Origin of the sequence: Ochrobactrum sp. Marseille-Q0166, assembly GCF_014397025.1 — a bacterium.
Taxonomy (GTDB): Bacteria; Pseudomonadota; Alphaproteobacteria; order Rhizobiales; family Rhizobiaceae; genus Brucella.
This window is the reverse complement of record NZ_JACJUO010000003.1, coordinates 257,213-274,109: the sequence shown is the minus strand read 5'-3', so window position 1 is coordinate 274,109 and position 16,897 is coordinate 257,213. Positions and strand designations below refer to the sequence as shown.

Sequence of the window (16,897 nt, the reverse complement as noted above, 5' to 3'; positions counted from 1 at the left end):
GTCGCAATCTGGTTTTCCTGATCTCGTCTCATCGACTGTTACGCCATAACTTTCCTTTTGACCTTCTTACACCTCCAACAACCACCGGTTCGTTGCGTTTTCATACTGCAATGACCGGAGCCCGATAAATTCCGCCCTTCGCCATCAATGCCCAGACAATCCGTGCCATTTTGTTGGCCAATGCAAAGCGTATCAGCATGGGTGGCTTACGTTTGAGCATACTGGCCAGCCACGTACCCGTATCTGATCCCTTTTTCCCAGCCCAACGCACGACGGTGCTGGCCCCTATGATCAGCAAGCGCCGTAAAGTCCGTTCACCCATTTTGGATGTACGACCCAGCCGCTGTTTGCCACCGGTTGAATGCTGTAAAGGGGTGAGGCCAAGCCAGGCTGCAAAATCCCGCCCGCGTTTGAAGGTCGATGCCGCAGGAGCCAATGCTGTCAGGGCTGTAGCAATCACCAGGCAAATACCTGGAATAGTCATCAACCGATGAGCGACTTCATCCTCTTTGGCTCGACGGGCAATCTCTTTGTCTAAAACTTTGATACGCTCATCCAGTGTAGCAAGCATATCAACAAGTACGCCGATAACCGGCCGGGCCATATCTGGCAAAGACATCTCTGGATCCTGAACGACCATCACCAGTTTGCTAACATGTGCAGGGCCTTGGGCAACCACAATGCCAAACTCAGCTAAATGTCCACGCAAGGCATTGATAATCTGCGTTCTCTGTCTGACCAGAAGATCGCGTGTTCTAAACACAATAGCTGCAGCTTGGCTCTGTTCACTTTTTACAGCAACAAACCGCATCGTAGGCGTAAATCTGCTTCGCAGATCGCTTCTGCATCACTCGCATCATTCTTCTGACGCTTCACAAATGGCTTCACATAAGCGGACGGGATCAATCGAATTAAATGCCACAGAGTGCCAATCTCCCGACCCCAATGATGACTGCTGGAACACGCCTCCATCGCCACCATGCAAGCAGGCTGTTTGGCGAAGAATGGCAGCAATTGCTCGCGGCGTAATTTCTTGCGCAAAAGAACTCGCCCATCACTGCCACTTCCGTGGGACTGAAATATATTCTTCGCCAGATCCAAACCAATTGTAGTAATCTCTTCCATGGACGCATCCTCCTCAATGGTGCTCAACGAACCCATTCTGCCACATCAAGGCCGTCGGAGGGCGTCCATCCCATCAGAACCTTCCTCGTTCGCAGAAAAGACTACACTTCGATCACCTCCAATACCGCCGCCCCACAGAACCCCATAGAGGAAGTCTACTTCACCGGGATGAAGCGTCATTCTTCATAAAATCGAAATAGTCTTTTAGCTCGATCTGCAAGAATGAAGGCGTATCTCGCTCCGGATTATAACATCGTCGTGAATTAATAGTTTGAAAGCCGCTTTTTCCCGTTAAATATATCTCTAAGTTGCAGTATGCGAAGGGGAACAAATGCCAAAATGGCGATGGTTGATGGCGCAAATGACGCGCCGGCTGTGGGTTCGGGCCACATTGATCGGCGCTTTAGGCGTCCTCGCTGCCATTCTCGCTGCTGTCGCAGAGAGGTATATCCCGTGGGATATGCCGGGTAGTATCGGAGCTGATGCCGTCGACAGCATTCTTGCGATAATTGCCTCCAGCATGCTCGCCGTGACGACGTTTTCGTTGAGCATTATGGTGTCCGCCTACGGTTCCGCGACGAACAATGTCACGCCGCGTGCGACGAAGTTGTTGATTGAGGATCGCCTGACACAGACGGTTCTGTCGACTTTCATCGGTTCTTTCCTGTTTGGCATCGTCGGCCTGATCGTCCTTAGAACGGGAGTGTACGGCGAACGTGGGCGGGTTGTTCTCTTCATCGTGACGGTCGCCGTCATCGCGCTTGTTGTTATCTCTCTATTGCGATGGATTGATCATTTGACTCGGCTTGGCCGAGTTGGAGAAACGACCGACAGGGTAGAGGACGCGACACGTGAAGCTCTTGAGAGTCGGCTACGACAGCCTTATCTTGGCGGGGTACCTTTGCGGAGTGCTGATGCGCAGGATCCGCCGGCCTCCTTTGGGGTGACGACTGACACTATCGGGTATATCCAGCATGTGGACATACCCGCACTTGCCCGGCTCTCTGAAGAGTATGACAAAGATCTGTATGTCAACGCCGTTCCAGGCACCTTCGTCTATCCGCATACGCCTCTTGCCTGGATCGCGGATGGGGAAATCGAGGACGCAGATGCCGCTGTGAAGCGAGTACGAGCTGCGTTTACTGTCGGAGATGAGCGATCCTTTGATCAGGATCCACGTTTCGGATTGGCAGTGATGAGTGAGATCGGCTCACGCGCACTTTCTCCGGCCACGAACGATCCAGGTACCGCGATCGACGTCATTGGTCGCAACACGCGCCTGCTAAGTCTTTGGAGCGCGAGCAAACGCGAAGATAGTGATTATGAGCCGGACTATCCGCGTGTTCATGTGCCACCGCTCAATTCGGATGATCTTTTTGAGGATGCCTTCATGCTGATGGCGCGGGACGGCGCTGGCCTGATCGAAGTGCAATTGCGTATGCAGAAGACTTTGGCCGCCCTCGCTCTTATGGGGGACGATGACTTCAAGGCTGCGGCACTGAAACAGGCTCGGCTGGCGTTCGACCGCGCAAAGGCTTCTCTTACCATGGACATGGACAAGGAGCGGTTATCGGAAGTCTCGCGGTGGCATGCCGCGCGCGATTAACCCGTAGGGGGTTCTGCATCGCGGAGCGCTCAATCAACTTTCAAGACATCGATAATATCATGGATAGTTCCTTACTCGCGAAGTCTAAAAAAGCGCGCAGTTTAGGCGAGAGATGCCGACTTGTTGGCCACATGATGCTGATCTTGGCTCGGTCCTCAAGATAGGGCTCTAATACGCTAATCAGAGAGCCGGTTTCTAACTGTCCCGATACTGCGATATCTGGCACGCAAGCGACTCCAACGCCATTTTCTGCTAAACAGATTTGAGGTTCAAGCGCGTTCATCAGCACGCTGTTGGTCAGTTCAATATGAATTGGCCTGCCGTCGCGGGATAAGGGCCATCGGTCGAGCTTACCCGTCGCAGGGAAGCGATAGACTAGGCAGGGAAGTCCTATGAGATCTTCTGGCGTATCTGGGATGCCTGCATTTGCGAACAAGTCCGGTGAACCCACGATCGCGCGGCGATAGTAGCCCAGCGTGCGTGTCATCAACCGGGAATCAGTATGCTCGCCTGTGCGAATGACCGCATCGAAGCCTTCATCAATCACGTCCACCAATCGGTCGCTGATATCCAACTCCAGTTCGATTTTTGGATGGAGACGCTTGAACGTGGCCATGTTCTTCATGAACAGTAGCCCCATTGATGGCATACTGACACGCAGTTTGCCATGAGGCTCGGTCTGCGTCTGCGAGAGTTCAGCTTCGGCAGCTTCAAATTCGCTCAGGATGCGCCGGCAGCGCTCAAGAAACATCGCCCCTTCCGAAGTCAGTGTGATGCTCCGCGTAGAGCGGTGAAACAACCGTGTGCCAAGGCGATCCTCCAGTCGCTGTACCGCCTTACTGACAGCAGAAGCGGAAACTCCGAGCTTGCGGCCAGCGTCGGTAAACCCATTAGCGTCTGCTACCTGAACAAAGGCGTGTAATGCTCCGAGACTGTCCATGAGATCTTCTTTTTGTACGACATAAATGTCCAAAGTGTTTTGAGCTTTAGCATATTTTTCGCGATAATGAAAATTGCTAGCCCTTCCGGCTAAATGGCTGCCTTGTTGTAACTTCCGTTTTTGTCAGTGGAGGTGTCTCAACTGCGGCATAGCCGAAAGATCGAAGGAGACAGCGCCCGATGACTTTAGCCAAATCCGCAACCTCTACAAACGCCGCCGATGATAGTTTGCCACTCGGCGGGCTTTTGGCGCTGGCATTAGCGGGATTTGTCACGCTCATGACAGAAGTGATGCCTGCCGGGCTTCTACCGCAGATCAGTATGAGCCTCGGTATCGCCGAGAGCATGGCGGGACAACTCGTAACAGCTTACGCAGCTGGATCGCTCATTACGGCGATTCCTCTGATGATGCTGACGCAAGCCATGCGACGGCGTGGTCTTTTGCTTGTGGCTCTGGGGGGCTTTGCAGTCGTCAATACAGTGACGGCGTTGTCCGATCATTATTGGGTCACACTGACGGCTCGCTTCTTTGCCGGGATTTTCGGTGGGATGGTCTGGGCACTGATTGTTGGATATGCTGCACGCATGGTCCCGTCCCATCTTGCTGGTCGCGCTATCGCAATAACGGGGATCGGCGGTCCGCTTGCATTTACGATCGGTGTGCCGGCAGGAACGTGGCTGGGTGTCCAACTGGGCTGGCGTGTATCTTTTGGACTAATGAGCGTATTTGCTCTGGCACTTATTGCGTGGAGCTTGATCAGGCTACCGGATTTTGCCGGGCAACCGCGGGGAAAACAGTATTCAATCCGTCAGGTTGTGACTTTACCAGGGTTGAGGCCGATTTTGTTCGTATTGCTTGCATTCGTTGTCGCGCACAATATTCTCTACACGTATATTGCACCATTCCTGGCGCCATCCAGTCTCGCAGACCGTGTTGATCTGGTGCTTCTGACCTTTGGGGTTGCTGGCGTCTTCGGTCTTTGGATCGTTGGTGCACTGATTGACAGAAACCTACGTCGTCTGGTGCTGGGGAGTTTGATTGCTTTCGCCACCGTTGCATTTGCTCTTGGTGTTGCAGGCACATCGCCGGTAGTCGTCCTAATCGGTGTTGTGGTCTGGGGACTGGTCATGGGGGGAGCACCAACGCTCTTTCAGACGGCAGAAGCAAAGGCCGCGGGCGATGCGACGGATGTCGCTCAGGCCATGTTCGTTACAGTCTGGAATACAGGACTCGCTGGCGGTGGCCTCATTGGTGGAATACTATTGGACGGCTTCGGCGTTGCCTCATTCCCTTGGGCAGTATTCGCGCTAACGATTCCGGCACTGGTCGTTTCATGGCTCGCGTCCAAGCATGGATTTCCGCCGGCTTCACAAATGAATCATCCGTGACTTAACTCGCGACAGAAAGATGCCGCATATTCTTTAGTATACTATGCACAATCATGGGAGCTCCAAGTTGAAATATTAAAGGCCTTTAAAAACTTAGGCCTTTAAAAGCGAGGTTCTTTCGCAGATCGCCAATGACTTCGAAAGTACCTCGCATTCACCGGCTCGCGCTTTCTCGATAAGTGCCCGGGGAACAAACACGGACGTCGAAGCGGTCGTGCGGCAAAATGGATATGTTGGCACCCAGGTCTTCGGCAGGAGGCTTAGCGATTATTCCGCGAAGCATGTTTCAAACTTACCGCCACTATCCATGTGTTACTCAGCATCATTAAGCGGAAGCAATTTTCCCGGCATTGAACCAATGCTTTCATGATTGGCAGCATCGCACCACACCGAACATTGTGGCAATCGCAAAATTCCTGTTCTGCGCGCGTGGCCGGATTTGAAGGCTCATTGTCATTGAGGCCATAAATTTACAGCTGCATATCAATGTAAACGAGCAACGCGCGGTGGGTGTCCTAATGCTAATTCGGAGAAAACAGGGTCTCGGTGACTTCAATAAGCTGGGTGGGCGCAATGCCCTGATCCTAGCGATCTGCCATGGAATCTTCACCTGCGCGATATCCATAGATCTAACCTTAACCGCCCTGACGGGATGGCAACTTGCCCCGACCCCGCTGCTCGCCACCTTGCCTTTCGCGTTGATTACTGTGGCGGGAGCAGTTTCAACTCTGTTTGTTTCACACCTTCTGCAACGAATTGGACGGCAAAAAGGTTTTGCTCTTGGCTCAATCATAGGTGCGCTCGGCGGTTTGCTTTCCGTTTGGGCAGTTTTCCGTGAGGACTTCTGGCTATTCTGCATCGGAACAGCAGCCGTCGGAGTCTATCAGGCGTTCGCCCAATATTATCGGCTTGCCGCAGCAGACTCGGTTGAACCGGCCAACAAAAGTCGCGCAATCTCGATGGTTCTTGCGGGTGGTGTCATCGCGGCGATCACCGGGCCGATGCTTGCAGCATGGAGCAAGGACTTTTTCCATGCGGCGCTATTCGCGGGGGCCTATCTGATGGTGGCGGCGATGGGGGGAGTTTCGGCCGTCCTGTTGCTGATCTTCTACCGTGACACCCCAACCGCGTATGTGGGAAATCCTGAATCAGAAGTTCTGTCGCCTCGCCCGACTGGCGTTATCCTGCGAACACCGATCTTCGTGGCTGCGGCTGCGAACAATATCGTAGGAGCAATCACCATGATGTTCGTGATGACAGCCGCGCCACTAGCCGCCGTTTCTTGCGGCTATTCGATTGGTGATGGGGCGAGCATCATCCAATGGCATCTTGTAGGTATGTATGCTCCATCTTTCGTGACAGGGCTGTTGATTGCCCGCTTCGGGCTGCCACCTATTCTATATGCGGGTATGGCGCTCAACCTGGCTTGTGTTGCAATAGCCATACTTTCCATCGACCTTGTCGCCTTCCATATCGCACTTTTCCTTCTCGGGGTTGGCTGGAACTTCATGTTTGTGGGTGGTACAACGCTCTTGGCCCGTTCATACCGCCCCTCAGAGCAGGCTAACACGCAGGGTATTGCCGAGTTCATTCGGTTCGCTGCAACGGCTGTTGCTACATTGATCGCGGGCCCCTTTTTGCAAGTGTTCGGATGGGCAACACTCAACATCAGCATTATTCCCTTGATCATTCTAGCGGCTGCGATGACGGTGTGGTGGAACATTTGCGAGCGCAAGTCGAACCTGGCGATAGCATAGATTTTTGGAGCATAGAGCGGATTGGAACACAGAAGACGCCATGAAGTGCTGATGATCGCTTATGACGGCGTGAACCTGATAGACATATCGGGACCTTTGCAGGCTTTCGAAGAAGCGAACCGAATCCTTAATTCAACGTGCGGCATCCCTTACCGTCTCACTGTTGCATCGATTGATGGGGGGCTGGTGCGCTCTGGAGCGCAACTCGCCGTTTTAACCGAGAGGCTGGCCGATCTAACTGCCACGTCGTTTGACACTTTGGTACTTCCGGGTGGGAGCGCAAACGGCCAGCCACCAGATGCACCAGCAGTTTCTGACTGGGTCAGAACCCATGCCAGTGGTATCGGTCGCCTGTGTTCAGTTTGCACCGGTGCGTTCATCCTGGCGGATACTGGTCTGCTCGATGATCGCCGGGCCACGACACATTGGCGATGGGCCAACCTGCTCCACCAACGTCATCCGGCCATCAGTATCTTGGAAGATGCGATCTTTATTGAGGATCGCAACATTTGGACCTCGGCCGGCGTGACCGCTGGAATCGACTTGGCGCTTGCACTCATAGAAGCAGATCATGATCACCATACTGCCATCAGTGTTGCGCGTGAATTGGTCGTCTATCTCAGGCGATCGGGCGGCCAGTCTCAATACTCAGCACCTCTCGCCGCGCAAGAAGCGGGGCGGGGCGCATTCTCCGATCTTCACGCTTGGATGCGCGAAAACCTGTCAGGAGATTTGCGCGTTGAACGTCTAGCCGAGACGGTCGGCATGTCTCTCCGCACATTTTCACGGGCCTATTCCGCAGCGACTGCCACGACCCCATCCAAGACAGTGGAACGGCTTCGGCTCGAAGCGGCTCGTACCGCGATCGTTGAGACCGACCGGCCATTGAAGGATATCGCCCGAACCGTCGGACTCGGCGACGAGCAGAACCTGCGCCGTTTGTTCCAACGGCACCACGGCTTAAATCCCTTAGAATACCGCGAGCGGTTTTATTCTTCCAGATAGAGATAACTTCAGAGCTGGTCGATTTGGTGAGCCGAAACCGCGGGTGTCGGTGGGGATGGTGGTCAAGACAATCGCGGTGACACCACAGGCGCTGTGGCAAATATTTTGGCAACTCCGGCATCGTGAGATGACGGGGAGGGGAAAGTTTCGGGAGTGGGGAATAATTTTCGGGCTGTGCGAGATGAGCCTCTCCAAGAACATTTCGCCAGGGCTGGGAAGATGGATGCATTTCGCAACAAGCCCGTAAATTTGTTCGCCGAGACCACAGCAAGCAGCGTCATCAACGTCAACGTTAGTAGACTAATCCCGGGTGAGGACCGCAAGGCTGATTCCTACCCGACACCATCGCATGGTCTTGCGGAGACCTTCGCGGCCCAGTTTGTCAGTCAAGAATCCACGCTTGTAAGATTTAAATGGCCTAAATGAAGCGAGGAGTAGCAGTTGCGGGCCAGTGCTGTAGTGTCTGGTATTAGTGGATTGCGGATTGGCAGGTTTGGGTCGTACTCTATGCAGAAGCAGCCGCTGATGGCAACTAGATCCCCAGGATGCCATAAGTGATATCGGAGTCTTTGGTAGCGCAGAACTTTCCGGCGAAGGCTATCAAGCACATAAAGGAGCTGGTGCATGGCATTGAGCGGCAGCACGATATTGATGATAAACACGGCTGAGGCATTGGCAAAACTGCCTGACACCGTGAACTTGGGCCACATCCAGACCTTGCATATCGGGGCGCGGCTTTACCGGTCTATCCCGCGCGATCAGCTTTTTTCTTGGATTGCGGGCTTGGCAGCCTTGCGATACATACATTTATCGGATGACTGGATCGCCGATGATCAGATGTCTACAATTGCTTCTGAATTTGCAGAGGCCTTCCCAAGCGTGGACTTCGAGTGGTCATTTGAAGGCTTAGCGGGAGGAAAACATGGTCGATGACCATTGAATGTTTATTGCCCCGCGATATCTTGATACGCTTCTGATCGTACCATCAAATGTAGTCATCGACTTCTTTCATAAATTGCTCGAGCGCGGTCGACCTCCAATCACGAGGATGAAAGAGCTCCATTTTCAGCCAGTGAAAGAAGACATTGTACGCTGCATTCTCTGCAGCTTATTGACCAATTCCGCATCTGATGTCGCTTCGGTAGACCAGCTAATAACCAAACCATCGAAGCAGTCGATGACGGGTGAGAGATATACCTTGCCAGCCGGGATATGAAACTCAGTGATATCAGCCAGCCATTTCTCGTTTAGGGCTGTAGCCTGGCGGTTGCGATTAACGAGGTTTTCAGGCGCCGGACTGATTTCTCCCTATCTGGTTTCTAGTTATACAGTGTCGGTGTGCATACGCTGAGCTTTCCACCGAAACCTGCACGCTTTCTTGTCGATTATAAAGTCCAACGACACCGTCCTTCTTGAATGTCTCGGGATATCGACGAGGACGAACTCCGCCAACTGTAGATTTTTGAGCTTCGGGAAACGCCCCGCGAAGTTACGCTATCGATGTTATAAGACCGAGATAGCCCAAGTTTTCTCCCCCCCTACTGGGTCAGTTCTTAGCGGCAATCAAAACAGGGACCGTCCGCTGCGCCGCTTGCCGGTGAATGACAAGAGCTAAGGGAGTGAGACAGATGCGTCTGACACGACAATCCGAGATCGCAATCACAGGGGTTGACACCTGCGCGAAAGCTGGAAACGAAACAAGTCGCACGCTGGAAGTGGCGGGCACGAGAAAGGATATGCCGCCAATATTGTCTAACAATCAGGGGATCGGGTGTTCTTGTCTGCCTAACGTATTTATAAACCTAGTATCCTGTAATTGAGCTGCAAGTCTAAGTTCAGGCTAATAGCAAAGCCTATCACCAGACGGTTCATTAAGAAAGTTGCTCATTTTAGTTGTCGATATGCCGCATTTGAGCTGTTGAGGCGTAAAGCAAGTGAGACGAGGTGAATGGCTCGAAGGGTTAAAGTTTTAAGCACTAAACGTCGGCGCGCACGTTCTGCTTCTGCGAGCCGAGGCCTTCGATGCCGAGTTCGACAACGTCGCCAGCCTTGAGATAACGCGGTGGTTTCATGCCCATGCCAACGCCCGGAGGCGTGCCGGTGGAGATGATATCGCCCGGCTGCAATGACATGAACTGCGAGAGGTAAGACACCAGATGACGAACGCCATAGACCATGGTCTTGGTCGAGCCATCCTGCATGGTTTCGCCATTGACGGTGAGCCACATTTTGAGATCCTGCGGATCAGCAACTTCGTCCTTCGTCACCAGCCACGGGCCGGTCGGGCCGAATGTGTCGCAAGACTTGCCCTTGGTCCACTGACCAGCACGTTCGATCTGGAAAGCGCGTTCTGAGACGTCATGCAGCGTGCAGTAGCCAGCAACATAATCTAGCGCGTCCTCTTCCGAGACGTATTTTGCGGTCTTGCCGATAACGATGCCGAGTTCGACTTCCCAGTCGGTCTTTTCAGAGCCGCGCGGGATCAGCAGATCATCATTCGGGCCGACGATGGCCGAGGTTGCCTTCATGAAGATGACCGGCTCCGGTGGCACAGCCATGCCGGATTCTGCTGCGTGATCAGCATAGTTGAGGCCGATGCAGATGAATTTACCAGTGCCTGCAACGCATGGGCCAAGGCGTGGATTGCCTTCGACTTTTGGCAGCGCATTGACATCCAGCGAACCGAGCTTGGCGAGTGCTTCAGGGCTGAGAACGGCACCCGACATATCGCTGACATGGGCAGAGAGATCACGGATATTGCCGTCGGCATCGAGAAGGCCCGGCTTTTCCTGTCCGGTTTCGCCATAGCGAAGAAATTTCATGATTGTTGCCTCGTCAACTAGTGCAAAATTTGTTCCAGGAACAGCTTGGTTCGCTCATGCTGTGGATTGTCGAAGAACTCGGCTGGTGAGTTCTGCTCAACGATCTGCCCCTGATCCATGAAGATCACGCGGTTTGCAACCTGACGCGCAAAGCCCATTTCATGCGTTACGCAGATCATCGTCATGCCTTCATCCGCAAGGCTGACCATCGTATCGAGCACTTCCTTGACCATTTCCGGGTCGAGCGCCGATGTCGGCTCATCAAACAGCATCACTTTCGGGCTCATGCAAAGCGCACGGGCAATTGCCACACGCTGCTGCTGCCCACCCGAAAGCTGGCCCGGATATTTGTTGGCCTGCTCTGGAATCTTCACGCGCTTCAAATAATGCATGGCGATTTCTTCCGCCTGCTTCTTGGGCATCTTGCGCACCCAGATTGGCGCCAGCGTACAGTTTTCCAGAATGGTCAGATGCGGAAACAGGTTGAAGTGCTGAAACACCATGCCGACTTCGCGACGCACTTCATCGATCTTCTTGAGATCATTGGTGAGTTCGATGCCATCAACGATGATCTGGCCCTTCTGGTGTTCTTCCAGACGGTTGATACAGCGGATCATGGTGGATTTGCCGGAACCCGATGGTCCGGCAACGACGATGCGTTCGCCGCGCATGACTTTCAAATTGATGTCGCGCAGAACATGGAACTCACCATACCACTTGTGCATGTTCTTGGTCTCGATGACGGTATCGGCAGCCATTTTGGGCATGTTGACCTGCATTTTGTCTTGCGTGGACATAGCGTTTCTCCGATCAGCTTTAAATTTATTCCGTAAGGGCTGCGGAAATGTCATTTGCGATTTGAATTACCGTTGGAGCAAGTCCTGCAAGGCGGGCATCAGGCATGCGCTCCGCAGGGCCAGAAACACTGACTGCAGCAAAAACCCGCCGTGTCGAATCGCGTACAGGGGCTCCAAGACAGCGTATTCCGACCTCGATCTCTTCATTATCGATCGAATAGCCTCGCCCACGTATCAGCTCCAGATCCTCAAAGAGTGCATCCAGCGTTGTTATGGTATTGTCCGTATATCTATGGAAACCTTCGGCTGCGATCTTTCTGACAAGGCTGTCGTCCTGAAAAGCAAGAAAAGCTTTACCAACACTTGTGCAATAAGTTGGCGCGGCGCTGAGCGTTGTCAGGCTGGAAGCGATCATTTCCTCACGCTCCACGCACACCATCTGGTGACCGTCAAACATATGAAAATGGATGATTTCTCCTGTGAGTTGCTGCAATCGAGCGATATGGGGATGTGCGCGGGTCGCTGTATCGAGACTGTCGAGAACACTGCTGCCATAATGAAACATCTTCATTCCCAGTCGGTAGCCTTGCCTGCGTCCGTCCTGATCGAGCAGCCCTACATCGCGAAGAGATGCAACAATCCGGTGCACTGTCGTCTTTGGCAGCCCCGTTATAACAGCGATCTCACCAACCGTCAGTGAAGGCTGCTTTCTTGAAAAACTATCAAGCACCAGAGCCATTTTGCGCAATGATTTTGCACCTGTTTCACGGCCTTCACTACCATCAGTGTTATGAGTATCTGCGTAATTTGTTGCCATGTTTTTTTCCAAATCTATCTTCCTGCTAAAATCAAACGCGCACGCTTTTCTAATCTTCCTGCGACTCTTTCCAGCACAAAACAGACGGCAAAATAAATCAAGGCGAGAACCCCGAAGATAATAAAAGGCTCGTTTGTTCTGATGACGACTTCGCGCGCCAGTTTGGTGATTTCGCTGATCCCGACCACAGAAACAAGTGACGTATCTTTGATAATCAGAATGCTTTGCCCTAACAATGACGGAATAATCGCCATCAAAGTTTGAGGGAGTGTGATATCTTTCAAACGCTGGAATAGGTTGAAGCCAAGCGCAATGGCGGCTTCGTTCTGGCCTTTATCAAGGCTACGCAACCCACCCTTTATAATTTCGGTCATGTAAGCGCCGTGTGATAGAGACAGTGCGATTACAGCCGTGGTGATGGGTCCTATGTCTATTCCGAATTCTGGAAGCCCGTAATAGACAAGAAATATGAACATCAGGAACGGTGTGCTTCGGAAAATATATACATAGATTGTCGCGATAAGGCGTAGCAACCGCCATGGTGATGTGGCCAAAACCCCGCCGATGATTCCAATGCCAAGTGCCGGAAAAAAGGAAGCGATCATCAGATAGATAACGATCGGGAGCCCCGTGAGGATAAGAGCCAGACCATCGCCGGATATGGAGATAAGATGTGCCATGCTCAAGCTCGCTTATGTCTGGAAAAACCTGCGCGGTTTTCATAAACGTCCACCAGGACATTCAATGTCACGCAAATGATTATGTAGAGAATGCAACTGACGAGATATGCAGGCAAAAACTGATAGCTTTCGTTAGCCACATCATCGGCAGCCTTGGTGATTTCAAGAACGGCAATTGTGTAAAGCAGCGACGTATCCTTGATGAGCTGAACAAATTGCCCTGTAATGGCCGGCAGAATGACCGGAGCTGCCTGTGGGAGCAGGACTTTTCGCAGCTGTAAATGCTGATTGAGACCCAGTGCCGAAGCGGCTTCGCTTTGTCCTTTTGGAATAGCACTCAAACCGCCGCGCACCATTTCAGCGATGTAGGCACCTGAGTTAAACGTGAGCGCAATGACCCCGGTCCAGAATGCATTGAGCGTAATGCCACAAGCGGGTAGCCCGAAATATATAAAATAAACCTGCACCAGAAGCGGTGTGTTACGAACGATCGATACATAAACCGCGATAATTCGGCTGAGAAAATTCGCATTCTGGAATCGCGATATCCCTGCGAAGACACCGATAATCAAAGCAAATACCAAACCCAGCGCTGCCGCCGAGAGTGCATTTTTTACACCCGTGAGATAAGTGTCCTGATATTGTAAAAACAAATCATAGGCATCAGAAAGCATTTTATTCTCCTAGTGCCTGAGAATCTGATCAAGAAAATTACGGGTGCGCTGTTCCTTCGGATTTGAAAAGAACGTCTCCGGCGAAGCGATTTCCACCAGTTGTCCTTGCTCTAGGAAAGCAATTTCATTGGCGATCTCACGTGCAAAACCCATTTCATGCGTTACGATAATCATGGTCATTCCAGACTGTGCCAATTCGCGCATGACCTGCAGCACTTCACCCACCATTTCGGGATCGAGTGCTGAGGTTGGTTCATCGAAAAGCAGCATTTCGGGGTCCATCGCCAGCGCCCGGCAAATCGCCACGCGTTGCTGTTGCCCGCCAGACAGTTGAACCGGATAAGATTTCGCTTTATCAGCAAGCCCGACACGTTCGAGAAGTGTAAGCGCACGTGTATCTGCTGCACGGCGACCACGGCCCAGTACACGACGTTGAGGGAGAGAAATGTTTTCAGCAACTGTGAGATGCTGAAACAAGTTAAACCTCTGAAAGACCATACCCACTCTGCGATGCAGATTTTTACTGCGCATAGTGGCCAGATCTTCGCCGTCAAGAAGCATTTTTCCTTCAGAGAGCTTTGGAGCAAGCCTGTTGATCGCGCGTATAAATGTGCTCTTTCCCGATCCGGATGGCCCGCATATCACCAGAACGTCGGACTTATCGAGGGAAAGAGAGATGTTTCGCAATGCATGAAATTGATTGAAGTGCAAGCCAACGTCACGAGCTTCAAAATACGCCAAAATAGCCTCCCAAAAGCCGATAGGATGTAATTCTTCGTTTGGCGACGTGGCTCCTGCACGTCGCCGATAAGAGTCAACTATTGGAGGGTCATACGGCTGCCGTCGCCACTTTCAGGAACATAAGCGCTGATCCCAAGCAACTCGACCAGCTTTTTACGCTCATCAGAAACACCGTTATTTTTTTCAAGGAAGTCTTTCTTCCACGCATCCCCTTCCACCCAGTATTTTTTCAGGGCATCAAGCTCGCCACTCTCCTTGATCTTGGTTAGAAAGAAATCGAGATATTGTTGCGTGTAGAAGTCGCCGGGGCGAACTGCAAAACCCCAGGTGTCGGAGGTTACAAGCTGTCGAGGCTCAGAGAGAGCTTCAAAGCCATATTCTTCATTTACAATGCCAAGCACAGCAAGATCATTGAGGACTGCATTCACACGACCTGTTTTCAGAGCCTGATAAGTATCGACGTCATTAGGATAGGTCTGCAATTCAGCTTTTGGGAAAAACTGCTTAGCGGCATCAACTGCATTTGTTCCAGCTTTAACAGCAATCTTCTTTCCTGGCTGGTTAAGGTCTTCCCATGATTGTCCCTTATCTTCAGCCTTCACAATGGCAACAACCCCGGTTTCATACCAATTGTTACGCGTGAACATGACCTGCTGCGCGCGTTTGAACGTTGTTGACATGCTTGTGGCCAATATATCCGACTTGCGGCTTAGCAACCCAGGAATGAGGCCGGCCCATTCGACATTGCGCATTTCAAGGTCAACGTCTAGCTTGGCTGCAATGAGACGATCAAGATCAATGGAGAAACCTGCTGCATTGCCGTTGGCATCACGGAACTGCCACGGAGCTGCGGACAGATCGTTCATGATAACAATCTTCTTAGCTTTAAGAATATCGCCAAGCGTCCCGCGCGGATCATCCGCTGCCTGCGCTGCGCTCACGCCAAGGCTTGTCGCTATAAGAGCACCCATAACATAACTTATTATTTTTTTCATTTTGTTCTCCCTTATTCCGTTATTCGGAATATATGTTTGTTGCAAACTAATAAACGCATATATTTGATATTTATGCAACTGCGGTGTTGACTATCTCATATTTATTTATTTAATTGTATATCTGGAATTTCAATTCCGAAATACGGAATAAGGTGCAGCCAAGGCGCTGCACAACCGGGCTTGAGGAGCAGCTACGGTTTTCTAGGTCAAAAAAATTGAGGGAGACGCCTTCGGCGATTGGCAAGGACCAACAAGGATGGCCGTCATCAGGAGCAGTAAAGAATGGACTTTCACGCAGCGAACTGGCCAATAGCTGGCACTCCGGCACGGATTAATACGATAGAGCTTAATCAGATCTGCGACATTGCTGATCTGGCGCGTGAAGATCCAGATGTTATCAAGCTCTGGATCGGCGAAGGAGACCTCCCTACGCCTGCCTTTATCCGGGAGGCCGCTGTTAAAGCGCTTGAAAATGGCCATACCCGCTACACCTACGCATTGGGTGTACCCGCGCTTCGTGATGCGCTTGCACGTTATCATAAGCGTCATTGGAATGTTGATGTCAGCCCCAACCGTTTTAGTGCGACGGCCGGTGGGGTTCAGGCTATCATGCAGGCCTTTCAGGCCGTCTTAAGCCCAGGAGATGAGGTCATTGTGCCCGTTCCCGCTTGGCCTAACCTTATAGAGATTGTGGGTATACTTGGCGGCAAGGTAGTTCCTGTTCCATATCGCACCAAAGAGCAGGGCGGATTTTCGCTTGCTCTGGAAGATCTGTTTGCGGCAGTCACCCCGCGCACAAAGGTTATTGCAATCAATTCACCTTCCAACCCGACCGGCTGGATCATGCCGCGTGAACAAATGATCGCTGTTCGGGATTTTGCGCGAGAACGTGGTCTATGGATCGTTTCCGATGAGGTTTATTCGCATTTTACTTATGATGGCAGCCTCGCACCATCATTTCTGGAAATTACCGAGCCAACGGACAGGCTACTGATAACCAACACCTTTTCAAAGAACTGGTGCATGACGGGGTGGCGGGTTGGCTGGGTGATCTATCCAGAAGGCATGTCGATAATCTTCGACAATCTCAGCCAGTATAACACGACGAGTGTTTCAACCTTCAGCCAGCATGCAGCCGTCGCAGCGCTTGATCAGGGGGATGGGTTCATAAAGGATCTCGTCGCTCGTTCAGCGAAAGGACGGGAAATCATCTGTTCGACTCTTGATAAGCTTCCTAACGTGCGCGTGTTCTGGCCGGAAGGCACATTTTACTTCTTCTTTGCGGTTCACGGCATGAACAATGGCTACGACATGGCAAAACGCATTTTACGCGAGGCGAGTGTTGGCGTCGCTCCAGGTTCAGCGTTCGGGCCGGGGGGAGAAGCCTTTCTACGGGTTTGCTTTGCTGTGGACCCGGCACTCGTTGCTGAAGGTGCGGGACGTCTCGAGGCTTTTCTGAAGAAAATATAGGGTTTGACGTTGCGGGAGAAGAGCGCATCGTTTTGACTGAACAGTTTGCCACTCGGCGCTTGAAAACCCTGTCGCATGGA

The 16,897-nt window shown here is 52.0% G+C and carries 15 protein-coding genes and 2 pseudogenes; 7 read left to right on the top strand and 10 right to left on the bottom strand.

The window, feature by feature from the left end:
* Positions 1–100: 100 nt before the first annotated feature.
* A pseudogene (locus tag H5024_RS19755) lies at positions 101–1,125 on the bottom strand (IS110 family transposase).
* A 331-nt stretch (positions 1,126–1,456) separates the two neighbouring features.
* Between H5024_RS19755 and H5024_RS19750 the strand changes: the two are divergent.
* Positions 1,457–2,731, top strand: a complete 1,275-nt coding sequence (locus H5024_RS19750; protein ID WP_187548908.1) for a DUF2254 domain-containing protein — start codon at positions 1,457–1,459, stop codon at positions 2,729–2,731.
* A 40-nt stretch (positions 2,732–2,771) separates the two neighbouring features.
* Here H5024_RS19750 and H5024_RS19745 read toward each other — a convergent pair whose 3' ends face one another.
* The gene (locus tag H5024_RS19745) at positions 2,772–3,671 is read right to left on the bottom strand and encodes a LysR family transcriptional regulator (RefSeq protein ID WP_187548907.1); all 900 of its coding nucleotides are present in this window, start codon (positions 3,669–3,671) and stop codon (positions 2,772–2,774) included.
* A gap of 179 nt (positions 3,672–3,850) precedes the next feature.
* Between H5024_RS19745 and H5024_RS19740 the strand changes: the two genes are divergently transcribed.
* The 5 genes from H5024_RS19740 to H5024_RS19720 all read left to right on the top strand — a co-directional run bounded on the left by H5024_RS19740 (position 3,851) and on the right by H5024_RS19720 (position 8,754).
* Entirely contained in the window at positions 3,851–5,059 is a 1,209-nt protein-coding gene (locus H5024_RS19740; RefSeq protein WP_187548906.1) for an MFS transporter, read from the top strand.
* Between the two features lie 518 nt (positions 5,060–5,577).
* Positions 5,578–6,816, top strand: coding sequence for an MFS transporter (locus tag H5024_RS19735; RefSeq protein ID WP_187548905.1), 1,239 nt, complete (start codon positions 5,578–5,580; stop codon positions 6,814–6,816).
* Positions 6,817–6,837: 21 nt separating this feature from the next.
* Complete coding sequence (locus tag H5024_RS19730) at positions 6,838–7,821, top strand: DJ-1/PfpI family protein (RefSeq protein ID WP_247875402.1); 984 nt, start codon at positions 6,838–6,840, stop codon at positions 7,819–7,821.
* Positions 7,822–7,876: 55 nt separating this feature from the next.
* Positions 7,877–8,068, top strand: coding sequence for a helix-turn-helix domain-containing protein (locus H5024_RS21650; protein ID WP_187548904.1), 192 nt, complete (start codon positions 7,877–7,879; stop codon positions 8,066–8,068).
* A gap of 377 nt (positions 8,069–8,445) precedes the next feature.
* The gene (locus tag H5024_RS19720) at positions 8,446–8,754 is read left to right on the top strand and encodes a hypothetical protein (RefSeq protein WP_187548903.1); all 309 of its coding nucleotides are present in this window, start codon (positions 8,446–8,448) and stop codon (positions 8,752–8,754) included.
* A 55-nt stretch (positions 8,755–8,809) separates the two neighbouring features.
* On the opposite strand, the pseudogene H5024_RS21400 reads toward H5024_RS19720, so the two are convergent.
* From H5024_RS21400 to H5024_RS19685, 8 genes and pseudogenes are all read right to left on the bottom strand, one after another.
* Positions 8,810–9,129: pseudogene (locus H5024_RS21400) on the bottom strand (DDE-type integrase/transposase/recombinase); the annotation flags it as partial.
* Between the two features lie 668 nt (positions 9,130–9,797).
* Positions 9,798–10,643, bottom strand: coding sequence for a fumarylacetoacetate hydrolase family protein (locus tag H5024_RS19715; protein WP_187548902.1), 846 nt, complete (start codon positions 10,641–10,643; stop codon positions 9,798–9,800).
* 17 nt (positions 10,644–10,660) lie between these two features.
* Entirely contained in the window at positions 10,661–11,422 is a 762-nt protein-coding gene (locus tag H5024_RS19710; RefSeq protein ID WP_247875428.1) for an amino acid ABC transporter ATP-binding protein, read from the bottom strand.
* Between the two features lie 43 nt (positions 11,423–11,465).
* The gene (locus H5024_RS19705) at positions 11,466–12,257 is read right to left on the bottom strand and encodes an IclR family transcriptional regulator (RefSeq protein WP_187548901.1); all 792 of its coding nucleotides are present in this window, start codon (positions 12,255–12,257) and stop codon (positions 11,466–11,468) included.
* A gap of 14 nt (positions 12,258–12,271) precedes the next feature.
* Complete coding sequence (locus H5024_RS19700) at positions 12,272–12,937, bottom strand: amino acid ABC transporter permease (protein ID WP_187548900.1); 666 nt, start codon at positions 12,935–12,937, stop codon at positions 12,272–12,274.
* 2 nt (positions 12,938–12,939) lie between these two features.
* The gene (locus H5024_RS19695; RefSeq protein WP_187548899.1) at positions 12,940–13,611 is read right to left on the bottom strand and encodes an amino acid ABC transporter permease; all 672 of its coding nucleotides are present in this window, start codon (positions 13,609–13,611) and stop codon (positions 12,940–12,942) included.
* A 9-nt stretch (positions 13,612–13,620) separates the two neighbouring features.
* A complete protein-coding gene (locus H5024_RS19690; protein WP_210309772.1) occupies positions 13,621–14,352 on the bottom strand; it encodes an amino acid ABC transporter ATP-binding protein in 732 nt (243 codons plus the stop codon).
* A 77-nt stretch (positions 14,353–14,429) separates the two neighbouring features.
* On the bottom strand, positions 14,430–15,347 hold the full coding sequence (locus H5024_RS19685) for a transporter substrate-binding domain-containing protein (protein ID WP_187548898.1): 918 nt from the start codon (positions 15,345–15,347) through the stop codon (positions 14,430–14,432).
* 282 nt (positions 15,348–15,629) lie between these two features.
* On the opposite strand from H5024_RS19685, the gene H5024_RS19680 reads away from it, so the two are divergent.
* Complete coding sequence (locus H5024_RS19680; RefSeq protein ID WP_187548897.1) at positions 15,630–16,817, top strand: pyridoxal phosphate-dependent aminotransferase; 1,188 nt, start codon at positions 15,630–15,632, stop codon at positions 16,815–16,817.
* The last annotated feature ends 80 nt before the right edge of the window (positions 16,818–16,897 follow it).

Excerpts from the sequence above, each read along its gene's own strand:
- H5024_RS19720 (WP_187548903.1), top strand. The coding sequence starts at position 8,446 with ATGGCATTGAGCGGCAGCACGATATTGATGATAAACACGGCTGAGGCA.
- H5024_RS19735 (WP_187548905.1), top strand. The coding sequence starts at position 5,578 with ATGCTAATTCGGAGAAAACAGGGTCTCGGTGACTTCAATAAGCTGGGT.
- H5024_RS19685 (WP_187548898.1), bottom strand. The coding sequence starts at position 15,347 with ATGAAAAAAATAATAAGTTATGTTATGGGTGCTCTTATAGCGACAAGC.
- H5024_RS19700 (WP_187548900.1), bottom strand. The coding sequence starts at position 12,937 with ATGGCACATCTTATCTCCATATCCGGCGATGGTCTGGCTCTTATCCTC.
- H5024_RS19745 (WP_187548907.1), bottom strand. The coding sequence starts at position 3,671 with ATGGACAGTCTCGGAGCATTACACGCCTTTGTTCAGGTAGCAGACGCT.
- H5024_RS19705 (WP_187548901.1), bottom strand. The coding sequence starts at position 12,257 with ATGGCAACAAATTACGCAGATACTCATAACACTGATGGTAGTGAAGGC.
- H5024_RS19680 (WP_187548897.1), top strand. The coding sequence starts at position 15,630 with ATGGACTTTCACGCAGCGAACTGGCCAATAGCTGGCACTCCGGCACGG.
- H5024_RS19715 (WP_187548902.1), bottom strand. The coding sequence starts at position 10,643 with ATGAAATTTCTTCGCTATGGCGAAACCGGACAGGAAAAGCCGGGCCTT.
- H5024_RS19695 (WP_187548899.1), bottom strand. The coding sequence starts at position 13,611 with ATGCTTTCTGATGCCTATGATTTGTTTTTACAATATCAGGACACTTAT.
- H5024_RS21650 (WP_187548904.1), top strand. The coding sequence starts at position 7,877 with ATGGTGGTCAAGACAATCGCGGTGACACCACAGGCGCTGTGGCAAATA.
- H5024_RS19740 (WP_187548906.1), top strand. The coding sequence starts at position 3,851 with ATGACTTTAGCCAAATCCGCAACCTCTACAAACGCCGCCGATGATAGT.
- H5024_RS19710 (WP_247875428.1), bottom strand. The coding sequence starts at position 11,422 with ATGCAGGTCAACATGCCCAAAATGGCTGCCGATACCGTCATCGAGACC.
- H5024_RS19750 (WP_187548908.1), top strand. The coding sequence starts at position 1,457 with ATGCCAAAATGGCGATGGTTGATGGCGCAAATGACGCGCCGGCTGTGG.